At 63.3% G+C, this 15613-nt stretch carries 14 protein-coding genes; 6 read left to right on the top strand and 8 right to left on the bottom strand.

Translation table 11 applies throughout. The features are described 5' to 3' along the window. The first annotated feature begins 334 nt into the window (after nt 1-334). The 5 genes from ACJRW5_RS17190 to ACJRW5_RS17210 all read left to right on the top strand — a co-directional run bounded on the left by ACJRW5_RS17190 (nt 335) and on the right by ACJRW5_RS17210 (nt 6251). Nucleotides 335-1384 (top strand): Gfo/Idh/MocA family protein, encoded by a 1050-nt coding sequence (locus ACJRW5_RS17190; RefSeq protein ID WP_484571702.1) that lies wholly within the window; start codon nt 335-337, stop codon nt 1382-1384. 14 nt (nt 1385-1398) lie between these two features. Beyond that, nucleotides 1399-2214, top strand: a complete 816-nt coding sequence (locus ACJRW5_RS17195) for a sugar phosphate isomerase/epimerase family protein (RefSeq protein ID WP_484571703.1) — start codon at nt 1399-1401, stop codon at nt 2212-2214. A 128-nt stretch (nt 2215-2342) separates the two neighbouring features. Further along, nucleotides 2343-3227, top strand: a complete 885-nt coding sequence (locus tag ACJRW5_RS17200; protein ID WP_484571704.1) for a DMT family transporter — start codon at nt 2343-2345, stop codon at nt 3225-3227. A gap of 345 nt (nt 3228-3572) precedes the next feature. Further along, the gene (gene quiC, locus ACJRW5_RS17205) at nt 3573-5480 is read left to right on the top strand and encodes a 3-dehydroshikimate dehydratase QuiC (protein ID WP_484571705.1); all 1908 of its coding nucleotides are present in this window, start codon (nt 3573-3575) and stop codon (nt 5478-5480) included. Between the two features lie 99 nt (nt 5481-5579). Further along, the gene (locus ACJRW5_RS17210; protein WP_484571706.1) at nt 5580-6251 is read left to right on the top strand and encodes a TetR/AcrR family transcriptional regulator; all 672 of its coding nucleotides are present in this window, start codon (nt 5580-5582) and stop codon (nt 6249-6251) included. A gap of 63 nt (nt 6252-6314) precedes the next feature. Here ACJRW5_RS17210 and ACJRW5_RS17215 read toward each other — a convergent pair whose 3' ends face one another. The 5 genes from ACJRW5_RS17215 to ACJRW5_RS17235 all read right to left on the bottom strand — a co-directional run bounded on the left by ACJRW5_RS17215 (nt 6315) and on the right by ACJRW5_RS17235 (nt 12088). Continuing rightward, the gene (locus ACJRW5_RS17215; RefSeq protein ID WP_484571707.1) at nt 6315-7316 is read right to left on the bottom strand and encodes a tripartite tricarboxylate transporter substrate binding protein; all 1002 of its coding nucleotides are present in this window, start codon (nt 7314-7316) and stop codon (nt 6315-6317) included. A gap of 93 nt (nt 7317-7409) precedes the next feature. After that, entirely contained in the window at nt 7410-9146 is a 1737-nt protein-coding gene (locus ACJRW5_RS17220) for an FAD-dependent oxidoreductase (RefSeq protein ID WP_484571708.1), read from the bottom strand. 54 nt (nt 9147-9200) lie between these two features. Then, on the bottom strand, nt 9201-9521 hold the full coding sequence (locus ACJRW5_RS17225; protein WP_484571709.1) for an NIPSNAP family protein: 321 nt from the start codon (nt 9519-9521) through the stop codon (nt 9201-9203). 4 nt (nt 9522-9525) lie between these two features. Next, the gene (locus ACJRW5_RS17230; protein WP_484571710.1) at nt 9526-11268 is read right to left on the bottom strand and encodes an FAD-binding protein; all 1743 of its coding nucleotides are present in this window, start codon (nt 11266-11268) and stop codon (nt 9526-9528) included. 10 nt (nt 11269-11278) lie between these two features. Then, nucleotides 11279-12088: a shikimate dehydrogenase family protein gene (locus ACJRW5_RS17235; protein ID WP_484571711.1), complete on the bottom strand. Its 810-nt coding sequence runs from the start codon at nt 12086-12088 to the stop codon at nt 11279-11281. A 143-nt stretch (nt 12089-12231) separates the two neighbouring features. Here ACJRW5_RS17235 and ACJRW5_RS17240 point away from each other — a divergent pair, with 143 nt between their 5' ends. Beyond that, nucleotides 12232-13002, top strand: coding sequence for an IclR family transcriptional regulator domain-containing protein (locus tag ACJRW5_RS17240; RefSeq protein WP_484571712.1), 771 nt, complete (start codon nt 12232-12234; stop codon nt 13000-13002). 47 nt (nt 13003-13049) lie between these two features. Here the strand turns inward: ACJRW5_RS17240 and ACJRW5_RS17245 are convergent, their stop codons facing one another. The 3 genes from ACJRW5_RS17245 to ACJRW5_RS17255 form a co-directional block, all read right to left on the bottom strand. Next, on the bottom strand, nt 13050-13904 hold the full coding sequence (locus ACJRW5_RS17245) for a shikimate dehydrogenase (protein ID WP_484571713.1): 855 nt from the start codon (nt 13902-13904) through the stop codon (nt 13050-13052). A gap of 4 nt (nt 13905-13908) precedes the next feature. Continuing rightward, nucleotides 13909-14349 (bottom strand): type II 3-dehydroquinate dehydratase, encoded by a 441-nt coding sequence (aroQ, locus tag ACJRW5_RS17250; RefSeq protein WP_484571714.1) that lies wholly within the window; start codon nt 14347-14349, stop codon nt 13909-13911. A 218-nt stretch (nt 14350-14567) separates the two neighbouring features. Further along, on the bottom strand, nt 14568-15590 hold the full coding sequence (locus ACJRW5_RS17255; RefSeq protein ID WP_484571715.1) for a diguanylate cyclase: 1023 nt from the start codon (nt 15588-15590) through the stop codon (nt 14568-14570). Between the last annotated feature and the right edge of the window lie 23 nt (nt 15591-15613).

Genomic DNA, 15613 nt, shown 5'->3' on the forward strand with positions numbered 1-15613 from the left:
CAACGACGCCCAGCCAAGCGGATAGCCCGGATGAAACCCGGGAAAGATCGGGCGGCATAGCAAAGCGCCCCGGATTTCATCCGGGCTACGGGGCTGCACCAGCGGCGCTCGATCAGTCCGGCTGAAGCTCATTGCGGATCAGCAATTCGATTGCGATCAAGGCGCGGTGCGCATGGCGCACCCCACGAGTCTCGCGTCGGTTTCTGCTTGCGCAGCATCAGCTGCATTTTCGTCTTGCGTAAATTATGGAACTAAGTTCTAAATATTAAAAGATCTGCGCCTGGCCTATCCAGCCAGCGTAGCCGCGCGAGAACGACAACAAGAGGACCACCGCGTGACCAGCCCCTTGCGTATTGCCTTGATTGGTGCCGGCGTCATGGGCCGCCAGCATTACCAGCACCTGCGCAACCTGAGCGACGCGCAGCTGTGCGCCATCGCCGATCCCGGTCCGCAGGCCGCAGCGTTCGCCGCTGAATGCGCAGTACCTTGCTTCAGCGATCATCGGCAGATGCTGGAGCAGGCCAAGCCGCAGGCCGTCATCGTCGCCAACCCCAATGCCCTGCATGTCGGCACGGCGCTCGATTGCATCGCCGCCGGTGTACCGGTGCTGCTGGAAAAACCGGTTGGCGTGCATCTGGACGAAGTCCGCGAGCTGGTCGCCGCCAGCGAGAGTGCGGGCGTGCCTGTGCTGGTCGGTCATCATCGGCGGCACAACCCACTGATCGTCCGTGCGCGCGAGTTGATCGAGCAGGGCGCGCTGGGGCGACTGACCACCGTGACCGCCTTGTGGCAGTTGCAGAAGCCCGACAGCTATTACGACATTCCCTGGCGCCGTGAAGCGGGGGCCGGAATGCTGCTGACCAACCTGATTCATGACCTCGACCTGTTGCGTCACCTGTGTGGTGAGGTCCGTCAAGTGCAGGCCATCACCAGCAACGGGGTACGTGGCTTCGCCAACGAAGACTGCGCAGCCATAGTGCTGCAGTTCGAGAGCGGCGCGCTGGGCAGCCTGACTGGCTCCGACGCGGTTGCCGCACCCTGGAGCTGGGAGCTGGACTCCGGGGAGAACCCGGTCTATCCGCGCCAGGCCGATCAGCCCTGCTACCTGCTGGCCGGTACCCGTGGCTCGCTGAGCATTCCGCAACTGAGGCGCTGGCACTACGCACAAGACGGCGGTGGCTGGCATCAGCCTCTGCTGCAGGCGCAGGAGGCGGTCGTGGCCGAAGAGGCACTGCTGTGCCAGTTGCGCCACTTCGTCGAAGTCGCCCGCGGGCTGGCCCATCCGTTGATCAGTGCCGTGGATGCCGGACGCACGCTGGCGCTGGTCGAAGCCATTCGTCAGGCAGCCGAGAGCGGCCGCGCCTGTATCCCCGAAACCATCTGATTCAGAGGATCATCATGAGCGAACGTATTCTTTCCCTGGCCGCCCTGACCGTGCTCGAGGTCTCCCCGCCGGAGATGGTCGAAGTCGCTGCGCGTACCGGTTACAGCCACGTTGGGTTGCGCCTGGTGCCGGCCACTGCGGAGGAGCACCATTTCCCGCTGATGGCCGACGCCGGCCTGCGAGGACAGACTCTCCAGCGCCTGCGTGATACGGGGATCAAGGTGGCGGATATCGAGATTCTGCGTCTGAAGCCCGAAACCCAGATCAGCGACTTCAAGGCGATTTTCGAAGTAGGCGCAGAGTTCGGTGCCAGCGACGTACTAATCGCCGGCAATGATCCCGATGAGGCCCGACTGACCGAAAATTTCGCGGCGGTGTGCGATCTGGCGGCGCCGTTTGGCCTGTTCCCGCACCTGGAATTCATGCCCTGGACCAATGCTCGTGACCTGACCCAGGCCAGGCGGATCGTCGAGGCTGCCGGTGGTCCCAACGGGTGCATTCTGGTCGACGCCTTTCACTTCGATCGCTCCGGGTCGAGCCTGGCAGATCTGGCGCAGGTCCCGGCAGCGCGCATGCGTTATGCGCAGCTGTGTGATGTCAATGGTCCGCGCCCGGACGACATGGACGAAATTCTGCGCCAGGCGCGCAATGAGCGGCGCTTCCCGGGCGATGGCGATAGTGACCTGCTCGGTCTGTTGCGCGCGCTGCCACCGACCATTGCCCTGAGCCTGGAAATTCCGACCCGGCAGTTGCTCGAGCAGGGCGTCAGCGCCCAGCAACGTGCGCAAATGGCCATGGACAAGACCCTCAAGCTGCTGAGCCTGCTGTAACCGATGGCTGCCGCCTGTCTGCGCCGGTCAAGCAGTGTCATCCGGGGCATAGGCGGCAACCGAGCGACGGCTGTATAGTTAGTTACCTACCTATGCTTCCAGCGGCTGGCCCGCACTCCGAGTACTCAATGAGCTCCACACCGCTATCCGGTGCCAATCACCCGCTCAAGGGGATTGGCCTGATGGTACTGGCGACCTTCCTGTTCGCCAGCCATGACGCCATGTCCAAGTACCTGTCGGGCTTCTATCCGATCATCCTTATCGTCTGGGCGCGCTACCTGGTGCACACCTTGCTGATGGCCGGGATCTTTCTGCCGCAGTCGGGCTTGCGCGTGCTGCGTACTAAGCGTCCGGGGCTGCAGGTGGTGCGGGCCTTGTGTCTGTTGGGCGTCAGCCTGCTGTTCACCACTGGCCTGATGTTTATTCCACTGGCTGAGGCCACGTCGGTGATCTTTCTCGCGCCCTTGCTGGTAACGGCGTTGTCGGTGCCGCTGCTCGGCGAGCGAGTCACTGCCGGGCAGTGGGCTGCGGTCATCGTCGGCTTCGTCGGCGTGCTGGTCATCGTGCATCCGGGCGGCAGCCTGTTCACGCCCGCCGTGCTGCTGCCGTTGAGCGCAGCCCTGTGCTTCAGCTGCTACCAGATCCTGACCCGGCGCCTCAGTGAAGTGGACAGTGCGACGACCAGCAACTTCTTCGCCGGCCTGGTCAACACATTGGTGATGAGCCTGTTGGTGCCCTTCGTCTGGCAGGTGCCGAGCCTGACCCATGGCCTGATGATGCTGGCGCTGGGTGGTTGCGGCATGGCTGCGCACCTGCTGCTGACCCATGCATTCCGGCATGCTGCCCCCGCACTGCTGGCGCCCTTCGGTTACGTGCAGATCGTGTTTGCCGGGCTGCTGGGACTGCTGGTGTTCCAGCATATGCCAGACACCACGGCGCTGATCGGCATCCTGATCATTTGTGTCAGCGGTCTTGCTGCGGCCTGGCAAAGCAGGCGCCAGGCCAAAAAATAACCTGATTAGCAACGATGCTCAGCCAAACGGGTAGCCCGGATGAACTCCGGGAAAGATCGGTGGCATACCAAACCGCCCCGGATTTCATCCGGGCTACAGAGCTGCTCCAGCGGCGCTCGATTAGTCCGGCTGACGCTCACTACCAATCAGGAAAATAATGGCTGTTCGATTATCGAACAGAAAACTAACCAGTTCGTTCATTTTGCGTTGCCGATCTTCCGGGCCCTGCCAATAATCCAGGCTACGAACAATCCATGAGCGCCGACCAATTGTTCGATTGAGGGCCCACGAGTATGCTTTTGTCCTCTCTCGACCCTGCACGGCGCCGCCTGCCCGGAGCCGTCTATGCAGCGTTCAATTGCCACCGTTTCCCTTAGCGGTACCCTGCCAGAAAAGCTCGAAGCCATCGCCGCCGCCGGTTTCGATGGTGTGGAAATTTTCGAGAACGACCTGCTCTACTACGACGGCAGCCCCAGCGAAATTCGCAAGCGCTGCGCCGACCTCGGCATCGCTATCACCCTGTTCCAGCCGTTCCGTGACTTCGAGGGCTGCCGCCGCGACCGCTTGCAGCGCAACCTCGACCGCGCCGAGCGCAAGTTCGATCTGATGCAGGAACTGGGTACCGATCTGGTGCTGGTGTGCAGCAACGTCGCCGCCGACTCGCTGGGCGACGAGGAAATTCTGATCGACGACCTGCGCCTGCTTGGCGAGCGTGCCGGTGCACGCGGCCTGCGCATCGGTTACGAGGCCCTGGCCTGGGGGCGTCACGTCAATACCTATCAACAGGTGTGGAATCTGGTGCGCCAGGCCGACCACTCGGCCGTCGGGATGATTCTCGACAGCTTCCACACCCTGTCGCTGAAGGGCGACCCGGCAGCGATTGCCGACATTCCCGGCGACAAGATCTTCTTCGTGCAGATGGCCGATGCGCCGATCCTGGCCATGGACGTGCTGGAGTGGAGCCGCCACTTCCGCTGCTTCCCGGGGCAGGGCGAGTTCGACCTGGCCGGGTTCCTCGCGCCGATTCTGCGTAGCGGCTATCGCGGCCCGTTGTCACTGGAAATCTTCAATGATGGTTTCCGCGCCGCGCCGCCCCGGCAGAATGCGGCGGACGGCCTGCGCTCGTTGCTCTATCTCGAGGAGAAAACCCACAACCGTCTGCACAAGGACGGCTATCAGATCGAAGAGGGCGTGCTGTTCACCCCACCTTCGGCGCATCGCTACGATGGTGTGGAGTTTCTCGAATTCGCCGTCGACGAGGCTGTCGGCGCGCGCCTGGCCGGTTGGCTGGAGCGTCTGGGTTTCGCCCATGCCGGGCAGCATCGTTCCAAGGATGTCAGCCTGCTGCGTCAGGGCGATATCAACATCGTGCTCAATGCCGAGCCGTACTCCTTTGCCCACAACTTCTTCGAGTCCCATGGCCCGTCGCTGTGCGCCACGGCGCTGCGGGTCAAGAATGGCGCCGATGCCTTGCAGCGCGCCTGCGATTATCGCGGCCAGCCCTATCGCGGCCTGGTGGGGCCCAACGAGCGCGAGATTCCGTCGGTACGCGCGCCGGATGGCAGCCTGATCTACTTGGTCGAGCAGGGCGCAGAAGGACAGACCATCTACGACACCGATTTCACTCTGGATACCAAGGCCCAGGCCAGCGGTGGCTTGCAGCGTATCGACCATATGGCGTTGGCGTTGCCGGCCGAGTCCATGGACAGCTGGGTGCTGTTCTACAAGAGCCTGCTGGACTTCGAGGCGGACGACGAAGTGGTGCTGCCCGATCCCTATGGTCTGGTGAAAAGCCGGGCGATCCGCAGTCGCTGCAGTTCGATACGCCTGCCGCTGAACATCTCGGAGAACCGCAACACGGCCATCGCTCATGCGCTGTCCAGCTACCGTGGTTCCGGGGTGCATCACATCGCGTTCTCCTGCGAGGACATCTTCGCCGAGGTGGCGCGGGCCAAGGAGGCGGGTGTGCCGCTGCTGGAAATCCCGCTGAACTATTACGACGACCTGGCTGCGCGCTTCGACTTCGACGACGAGTTTCTCAGTGAGCTGGCTTACTACAACGTGTTGTATGACCGCGATGCCCAGGGCGGTGAGTTGTTCCACGTTTACACCGAGCCGTTCGAGGAGCGCTTCTTCTTCGAAATCATCCAGCGCAAGAATGGCTATGTCGGCTACGGTGCGGCCAACGTCGCCGTCCGTCTGGCGGCGATGGCCAAGGCGCGCAGCGGCTCGCTGAAGAAGCCGCGGCTCTGATCGTGGCCTGGTGCGGCCCCGCTGTGGGGCCGCTGCCCAGAGTCCATGCGGCCTGCCATAATCCGTTCCATCCATACCTATAAAAAAGACCATTGCCGTATGACCGAAGCCGCCGCCAGCCTGGGCGCGCCACCTACCGAGGTGGTACGCAAGGCACGCAAGAACAACCCGGAAAAAACCCGTGAAAGCATCCTTCAGGCCGCCATCACGGAGTTCGTTCAGCAGGGGCTCTCCGGTGCCCGCGTGGATGCCATCGCCGAGCGCACGGCGACGTCTAAGCGGATGATCTACTACTACTTCGGCAGCAAGGAGCAGCTCTATCTCGAGGTGCTGGTAAAGCTCTACGGTGACATTCGCGGCACTGAGAGCCGCCTCGATCTGGTATCGCTGCCACCGGTACTGGCTATTCGCCGACTGGTGGAGTTCACCTTCGACCACCATGACCGCAACGTCGACTTCGTGCGTATCGTCAGCATCGAGAACATCCATTACGGCGAGTACGTGAAGCAGTCTCCGGACATTCGCCAGATGAGCAACGTGGTACTCGACACCCTGGGCAAGACCCTGCGCCGTGGTGTCGAGGAGGGCGTCTTCCGCCCCGACATCGACGTGCTGGATGTGCACCTGCTGATGAGCTCGTTCTGTTTCTATCGGGTCTCGAACCGTCACACCTTCGGGCACATCTTCGCCGTCGACTTCCAGGACGACGAGCTCAAGCAGCGGCACAAGGACATGATCTGCGAGTCGGTACTGCGCTACGTTCAGCGTTAACCCCAGCATTGCAATCGATAGCGGCAAGCCCCTGTCACCTTAGTGCCAGGGGCTTTTTCCGTATTACGGCTGGGCAATGCCGACCGAGGCCGGCGAGATGGCAACGGCCTTGGCCTTGTACATCGACCAGGTGGTGACCGACTGCCAGCGCTTGAGGAAGGCTTCGGCCTCGTCGCCATGAATGTTCAGGGTCTGGGCGCCAAAATTCCTCAGGAAGGCCTGGTAGTCATCGCTGGCCACTGCCTTGGCATAGGCCTGGACCAGCACCTGCTTGATTTCGTCCGGAGTGTCCTTGTGCACGAAAACGCCATAGAACGGGCCCCATGGCAGGTACTGGGCCAGTGCAGGCATGGTCTTGGTGACGGGTTCTACGCCTGGTAGTTCGGGCATTTCTTCGGTGGCAAAAACGGCCAGGGCGCGGAACTTGCCGGAGGCGACCATCTCCTTGCTGGCTGCGAAGGACAGCGGGGTAAAGTCGATGTGGCCGCCAAGCAGCGCGCTGACGATCGGGCCTTCGCCCTGGAAGTTGACTTCACGGACCTTCAGATCCTCGACGGCGCGGAACATCGAGAACACGGTGTTCTGCAGGGCGCCGACACCGGTGCTGCCCATACGGATGTTGCCCTCGCCCTGGCGAATGGCATTGAGCAGATCATCCAGGGTCTGCCATGGGCTGTCCGCCTTCACAGCGATCAGGACACTGTTCTGGGCAATGATGCTGACGGGATAGAAGGCGCTGTAATCGAAGTCCGCCAGGCCCATCACCTGATACAGCTGCGGGTTCTCCGCCCCCAGCAACAGGGTGTAACCATTGGCACGTTGTTGCTTGACGTAGTTGCCGCCGATCAGCGCAGTGCCGCCGGGCCGGTTGGTGATCACCAGTTTGGTGCCGAGTTCTCTCTCCACGTGGCTGCTCAGGCTGCGCATCACGTTGTCGGTCGCTCCGCCTGCGCCCCAGGGGACGACAGCCTGAATGCTGCGCTCGGGGTAGGCTGCGTGTGTAGGGAGTGCGGTGGTGAGGGCGCTGATTCCGAGAGCTGCGCCAGCCATTAGGGACTTGAACATGTGGATCTTCTCCATCGGTTGTTGTTGTGAGCCCCTGTCGAGGTCGGGGCGGACCTTTGTCGCGATTCGATTGAAGTTCGGCGTTGCGCCTGATCAGTGGGGTGGTGTCTCGACAGGCAGTGAGGCGTTGGCCAGGGCGAGACCTGCGAGGTAGCCGAAGGTCATGGCGGGGCCGAGAGTGATACCGCCGCTGGGGTAATGGCCGGCCATCACGCTGCTCATGTCGTTGCCTGCGGCGAACAGTCCGGCAATTGGTTGGCCAAGGTTGTTCAGCACGCGTGCCGCGGCGTCGGTCCGCAGGCCGGCGAAGGTGCCCAGGCTGCCGGGGTGCAGCTTCACTGCGTAGAGCCGTCCATGCAGGGCCCGCAAGGACGGGTTAGGGCGTTGCAGGACCTCGCCTTGAGCGCGGTTGTAGGTGGAGTGGCCACGTTGGAAATCAGGGTCCTGCCCCTGACTGGCAAAGCGGTTGAAGCGCTCGAGCGTGCTCTGTAGCGCTGCCGCATCAATGTTGCAGCGAGCTGCCAGTTCGGTGGCATCGGCGGCGCTCTGCAGGTAGCCGCAACGCTGGTAATAGCGATCGCTGAACGGCAGTGGTTTGGCCCAGCCGATGCCGTATCGCCAGCGGGCGCTGGCATCGCAGATCAGCCAGGCTTCGATGGGCTCGCCGTCCGGCGTCGCCTCGATCAGTGCATTCATGAAGTCGTGATAGCAGTTGGCTTCGTTGGCAAAGCGTTTGCCATCCCGGCGCACGGCAATGAACCCCGGCTTGGCCCGGTCTATCAGGTGCGGGAAGTTGCCGATGCTGCCGTCGCGCCGTGGCACCCGAGACACCGGTGCCCAGGCCGCAGCATGGGGCAGCTGGGTATCGACCACCGCACCGGCAGCTTCGCCCAGGCGCAGACCGTCACCGCTGTTCTCGACCGGGGCGGCGCTGTGGTGCGCGCTGCCATCGCGTGCATGGGGGATCAACTGTGCGATGCGCTGACGGTCATGGGGAAAGCCGCCGCAGGCCAGGACCACGCCGAGTCTGGCGTTGACCTGCAGGTCTCCCTCTGGTTGTTGCAGTACGGCGCCAGAGACTCGCCCCTGGTCGCTTAGCAGTCGGCGAGCCGGGCTGCTGGTGATCAACTCGACCTGGCGGTCCAGTGCGCTGTGCAGCAGACGCGCCACCAGTGCGTTGCCATTGACCAGGTGCACACCACGACCATGCAGCAGGCGGTCGCGCAGGTGCTGCAGCAGGCGTCGGGCCACGTGAATGGCGGCCCGTGGCGAGCGGCGTGAATTGAAGAAGGCCGCCATGTCGTTGCCCCCGGCGATGCCCATGCCAAACAGGCTGACGATGTCCAGCGGCGTGCGCATGCGCTGCAGAGTCTGGCCAAGCAGCCGGCCGTCGAAGGGCAGGGCGCACAACGAGCGGCCACCGACAGCAGAGCCATTACCGTCGCGCATGTCCGGCATGCGGCTGCCGCAATAGAACTGTGTGGCGGTGCGCGTGTGGAAGAACTCGATCATTTCCGGGCCGCGCTGCAGGTAGGTCAGCTGGCGCTCATCGAGTTGCTGGCGCTGCGTCTGTTCGCGCAGGTAGCGTTCGGGGGCGTCCTCCTCCTCGAGCAGCCCTTCGGCCCTGGCCAGCGGGTTGCGTGGCACCCACAGCCAGCCGCCGGACCAGGCGCTGGTGCCGCCCAGTTGCGCGGCCTTCTCCGCAACCACCACGCGCAGGCCGTGTTCTGCCGCCGTTACCGCAGTGGCCAGACCGGCAGCGCCGGAGCCGATGACCAGTACGTCGCAGTCGAGAGTATGCATGGCCTGCCTTGTGTTGTTGTTATGCATGGGCGAGCTCGGTTCAGAAGGCGTCGTTGTTGGGAGCAGCTTGGGTTGCACCGCTCACTGCATGGGCGAGAAACCGGTGGGGCGCAGCATGCGTGATTCCAGGGTGACGACCGCATCCAGCTCCTTGTTCTTGCGGCTGAAGGCACCCCAGCGCGGATCGGCAGCCATTGCCGCCCGACGTCGGGTGCGTTCGTCGAGGCTGTCATAGGCCCAGATGTGCACCACCTGGTTGGCTTCACCGAACTCGGTGGTGAAGAAACCCACCAACTGACCCAGGTGCTCGGTCTGCACGGCCAGAGCATCGCTCTGGTACAGCGCCAGCCAGTCGGCCATGCGGGTGGGTTTGAGGGTGTAGGTGCGCATTTCATAGAACATGGAATTACTCCTTGGCGGTCTTGGTGAGCGAAGCAAGACGCTCGGCGACATGGGTGGCGGCGATATAGCCGAAGGTCAGGCCGGGGCCCAGGGTGATGCCGGGGCCGGGGTAGGTACCGTCCATGATCGAATTCATGTCGTTGCCACCGGCATACAGGCCTTCGATGGGGCGGCCATGCTGGTCCAGAACATTGGCGTGGCTGTCAGTGCGCAGGCCGCGTGCCGAGCCCAGATCGCCGGTGTGGATGGCAATGGCGTAGAAGGGGCCCCGCTCCAGCGGTGCCAGACAGGCGTTGGGGCGATGAGCCGGGTCGCCCATGTAGCGGTTGTAACTGTTGCCACCTTTGTTGAAGGCGCGGTCGAGCCCTTCGCGAGCGTCGCTGTTGTAGCGCTCCAGGGTCTGGCGTAGCGCGAGTGGCTCGAGGCCGAGATCCTTCGCCAGTTGTTCGATGGTCGCGCCTTGTTTGAGGTAGCCGGAGGCAATCAACGCGCTGTTGTCCACCGGGCTGGGGCGGGCCAGGCCCAGTCCATAGCGGCTCATCGCGGTCGAGTCGCAGATCAGCCAGCAACTGGTGTTGCCCGTGGCGAACATGGTTTGCACGAAGTGATGGTAGGAGTTGGACTCATTGACGAAGCGCTGTGCGGCCTTGTTCACGGCGATCACCCCGGGCTTGGCACGATCGGTGACCAGGTGCGGGAAGCGCTCACGTTCGCCGCTGGCATGCACGGCCTCGGAAACCGGTGCCCAGAAGAAGTTGGCGGCCAGGCCTTCGCCCGCAGCTGCCTTGACCGTTGCGCCCAGGCGCAGGCCGTCGCCGATGTTGCCGGGTGGCGACATGGTCAGATGCGCTGCTTCGCTGTGCGGGCGGAACTCGGCAGCCATCTGACCGGCTGCGAAGCCACCCATGGCACAGAGCACGCCGCCGCGTGAGCGAACCTCGAGCCTGTGCCCGTCGCGGATGATCCTGGCGCCACGCACGGCGCCGTCCTCGACGATCAACTCCTGTGCCTGACTGTCCAGCCAGAGCTCGACACCCTTGGCGAATGCGCTGGTGGCCAGGCGCGCGATCAGGGCATTGCCCGTGGTCAGCCGGGTACCTCGCGGATGACGCAGGCGATCCCGTGCATAGCGACTCATCAGCTTGACGCAGTGCCACAGCGAGGCCGGCGAGCGACGGAAACTGAGGAAGTGCTGGATATCGACGCGGTTGACCATCATGCCGCCGAACAACAGCATTCCGGCTGGTGGCATGCGCAGCCTGGCGAAGTGCTCGCCCAGGCGATTGCCGTCGTACTCGTCGATTTCCAGTGCGCGGCCGCGCTCTGTGCCACCGGGGGCATCGGGGTAGTAGTCAGGAGAGTGGGGGCGCAGGCTGTAGCTCAACTCGGTGTTGGCTTGCAGCCAGCGCAGCGCCTCATGGCCACGCTCGATGAAGGTATCGATCAGTTCGGCATCGTAGCCGGCGCCGATCACGTGCCGCAGGTACTCGCGCATCGCTTCGGGGCTGTCTTGCACGCCCGCGGCCCTGGCCTGATCGGTGCCGTAGAGCCATATCGCTCCGCCCGAGATGGCCGAGGTACCACCGTAGGTCGAGGCCTTTTCCACCATCAGTACCTTGAGTCCGTGGCAGGCGGCGGTGGTAGCGGCCGCGAAGCCAGCAGCGCCGCTGCCCAGTACGATCAGGTCATAGATCTGGGCATTGGCCGAAGTGGAGCTTAGAGCAGCGGTTTTCGTGGCAGCGTTCATCGTCTATTCCTCACAGAACCAGTGCGGTTGCGCCCATGAAATGTCCGAGGTTGCCGGCCTGCGCCAGGGCCATTTGCGGACCGGTCTGGATGCTGCAGCCACGCGCTTTGGCCAGTGCCAGCAGTGGCGTGATTTCAGGGGCGGTGACGACATCGGCGACGTGGGCCGTGGCCGGCAGGCTGTGCATCAGCACCGGCGGCAAGGGCAGCTCGCCGCTGTCGCCCATGCCCACCGGCGAGGCGTTGGCAACCAGGTCGAACTCGCTCAGGCTGTCGAGGTGGGTCTGTACCGGGAGGTCGGGGAAGGCGCCGGTCAACAGCTGCGCCAGCTGCGCCGTGCGCTCGGCGCTGACATCGAACAGGCTCAGGGCCGAGACCCCCGCCTGGCAGAGCGAATAGGCGATCGCGCTGCCTACGCCGCCGGCACCGATCACCAGTGCTCGTTTGCCCTTGGCGTCGAAGCCTTGCTGGCGCGCAGCATTGAGAAATCCCTCGCCATCGACGTTATCGCCAATCAGGCGTCCGTCCGCTTCACGGCGAATCACGTTGACCGAGCGCAGAGCACTGGCACGTTCGCTGAGCTCATCGAGGTGTTCGACGACCTGCTGCTTGTAAGGGATGGTGACGACGCAGCCGCGCAGGTTCTGCCAGCCACGCAGGGTGTCGAGGAAGACGGTCAGTTTTTCTGCGCTGATATCGATCGGCAGCATCACCCGGTCGAGTGCGTTGTCGCTGAACCAGCGATTGAAGTTTTCCGGAGATTTGACCTGGGCGATGGGGGAACCCACGATCGCGACCAGTTCCGTAGTGCCGTTGACCATGCAATCTGCCTGCTTATTGGAGTTGTTGTTGAGCGCAATGGTGCGGTTGGCCCGGTGCACTCACAACACAGCAGATCGAGGTTTAGATTGTTTATCGCATTGGCAGTGCGATAATCGCATTACCTGCCAGAATTAGGGCCGATATGAAGACGCCAGTGATCCATCCACGCGACCTGATTGCGGGGCTGCAAAAGGGGTTGGCATTGATGCAGCTGTTCAGCGTGGAGACGCCAAGGCTGACGGTGCCGGACGCTGCGCGTCGATGTGGCATGACCAGCAGTGCGGCGCGGCGCTTTCTGCTGACGCTGGTGCATGAGGGATTTGCGGAAACGGACGGGCGTCACTACTGGTTGACGGCCAAGGCACTGCGTATCGGTCAGGCGTACGTGGATTCCGCGCAGTTGCCGCTGATGCTGCGACCGATCGTCGAGCAGGTCGCGCGTATTACCGGCGAGCACATCTCGGTTGGCGTACGCGATGGCGACGATATCGTGCATATCGTGCGCAGCCGCTACAGCCATATTTCGTCACTGTCGATTCGTCCGGGGGCGCGTATGCCGCTTTACTGCACAGCCAGTGGACGCATCTGGCTGGCCAGCCTGCCGGCAGATGAGCTCGATCAGTACTTGCAGCGTGTGGAGCTGCGCAGCCTGACACCCTATACCCAGACCGACCCCGAGCAGTTTCGCGAAGAACTGGACAAGATAAATCGCCAGGGCTACTGCACGGTCGATGGTGAATATGAGGTCGGGATGCGTGTGCTGGGAGTGCCGCTACGCAGTCGTAACGGCGAGCTCAAGGCGGCGATGGCGCTGACGACTCATGCATCGCGCATGGAGATCAACGAAATGCGCCAGCGCTATCTCACACCGCTTTACGAAGCGCAGGCGTTGCTCAAGCCAGTGCTGGGCTAGGAGCGGGCGAGCAGTGGTGCGCATGGCGCACCCTGCCCAGGTTCTGCTTAACGAAAACTGGCGAAATGCGCCTGCATGCGTTCGGCATCTGCCGGTCGACCGCTCAGCAGTTCGAAGGCTTTGACGGCCTGGAATACTGCCATGTTGCCGCCGTCCAGCGTGCGGCAGCCCAGTGCGCGAGCGTGGCGCAGCAGCTCGGTCTCGAGCGGGAAATAGATGATCTCGGCAACCCACAGACCGGCGTGCAGGTATTCCGCTGGCAGCGGCGTGCCCGGCAGTTTGGCCATGCCCACCGGAGTGGTGTTGACCAGGCCATCGGCGGCGGCCACTTCCGCAGCCAGGTCCGTACCTGCCACGGCGCGCTGGCTGCCGAAGTGGGTGTTCAGATTGTCGGCCAGGGCCTGCGCGCGTCCCGGCTCGACCTCGAAGATGACCAGTTTTTCCACGCCCTCGGCGAGCAGAGCATGGGCCACGGCTGCGCCAGCCCCGCCAGCCCCCATCTGCACCACATGACGATGCGGAGCATCGCCAAGACCGCGGCGGAACCCCTCGGCAAAACCCAGGCAATCGGTGTTGTGGCCGATGCGCTTGCCATCCTTGAGTACGACGGTGTTAACGGCGCCGATACCGCGCGCTTCGTCCGACAGCTCGTCGAGCAGGGGGATGATCGCCTGCTTGCAGGGAAAGGTGATGTTGAGACCGGTGAAGCCCATGTGCTGCGCGGAATCGAGCAACTTGGGCAGGTCGCTGACATCCATGCCGAGCTGATCCAGATCGATCAGGCGGTAGAGGTAGCGCAGGCCCTGGGCATCGCCCTCGCGCTCGTGCATCGCTGGGGTGCGGGAGGCCTGAATGCCCTGGCCGATGAGGCCGGCAAGGATGCCGGGGGAAGTCGCAGACATGAGCTTAATCCTTGAGCAATTGGCTGAAGTACTGCAGGCCGAGGCGATAGCCCTGGCTGCCGAGGCCGCAGATGACACCCACGGCGATAGACGAGACGAAGGAGTGATGGCGGAACGGCTCGCGCTTGTGCACGTTGGACAGGTGCACTTCGATCACCGGTAACTCACTGGCGACCAGGGCGTCGCGAATCGCGACCGATGTGTGGGTCCAGGCTGCCGGGTTGATCAGAATGCCGGCGCAGCGACCACGGGCCGCGTGGATCCAGTCGAGCAGTTCACCTTCGTGGTTGGTCTGGCGAAATTCGATCTTGAGGCCGTGCTCGGCGGCAGTTTCAGCGCACAGGCGTGAAATATCGGCGAGGGTCTCGTGGCCATAGGTGGCAGGCTCACGTGTTCCGAGCAGATTCAGGTTGGGGCCATTGAGCACAAGAATGCAGGGCGTCATGAGGTTTTCTCTTGTTGTTGTGACGGCTGCAGAAAAATGTACTAACTGGTTAATTCAGTCAATTGAGCGGCCGTCGGCCGACAGCTCGATAGTAGCGCCGGCGTTCTTCGCGGCACCGCCCGAGTCAACACTGCTGCGGCCTGCAGGGGGTTATGAGGAAGAACGCAGGGGCGTGGAAAGTGGGCGGTTATCGGCCGGCAGGCCTTTGGGGGCGCAGATCAGTTGCCTTCCCCTGAGTGCGCCACCTGGTTACGCCCGCTGTGCTTGGCCAGGTAGAGGCCTTCGTCAGCCTTGATCACCAGGCTCAGCGGTGTCAGTTCTGCTGAGGGGCGGATGGTGGCGACGCCGATGCTGACGCTGATCGACGAGCCAGGTTTCGGCAGGTCATGGGGAATGCCCAGGGCCTCGACGGCGCGGCGGATTTTCTCGGCTTGCAGGCGTGCGCCACCTGCCGCTGTGCCCGGCATGATCACCGCGAACTCCTCGCCGCCGTAGCGCGCAGCCAGGTCGGTGGCGCGAGTGCAGCTGCTGCGCAGGGTCTCGCCAACACGGCGCAGCACCTCGTCACCGGCGACGTGCCCACGCTGATCGTTGTAGGCCTTGAAGTAGTCGACGTCGATCATCAGCAGGGACAGTTCACTGTGGTCGCGCTGCGCCCGGCTCCACTCGATCTCCAGGTATTCGTCGAAGTAGCGGCGGTTGGCCAGGCCGGTCAGGCCGTCGGACTTGATCAGGCGTTGCAGCACCAGATTGGTGTCGAGCAACTGCTGCTGGCTCTCGCGCAGGGCGCGATAGGCCTCGTCACGCTGCAACAGCGTCAGGTAAGAGCGCGAGTGGTAGCGAATGCGTGCCAGCAACTCGATGACATCGGGCAGTTTGACCAGGTAGTCGTTGGCGCCTGCAGCGAAGGCCGCGCTCTTGACCTTGGGGTCTTCCTTGGTCGACAGGACAATGATCGGCACGTCGTGCAGGCCTGGCGCCGCACGGTACTGGGCGAGCAGTTCGAGGCCGTCGACGCCGGGCATGATCAGATCCTGCAGAATCACGGTCGGTTTGATTTGCTGGGCCACGCTCAAGGCTTGCTGCGGGTCGGAGCAGAAGTGGAAATCGATGTCGCTCTCTTCGCTCAACGCCCGGCGCACGGCCTCACCAATCATGGCCTGGTCGTCGACCAGCAGGACCATCATCGAATAGTCGGGCAGACCGTGATGGTGAGTGGGGTTGCCTTGAAGCCCTTGCATAAATGCGTCTCCGCCAGTGTATT

It is taken from the genome of Pseudomonas pichavaramensis, assembly GCF_050473265.1.
GTDB lineage: Bacteria > Pseudomonadota > Gammaproteobacteria > Pseudomonadales > Pseudomonadaceae > Aquipseudomonas.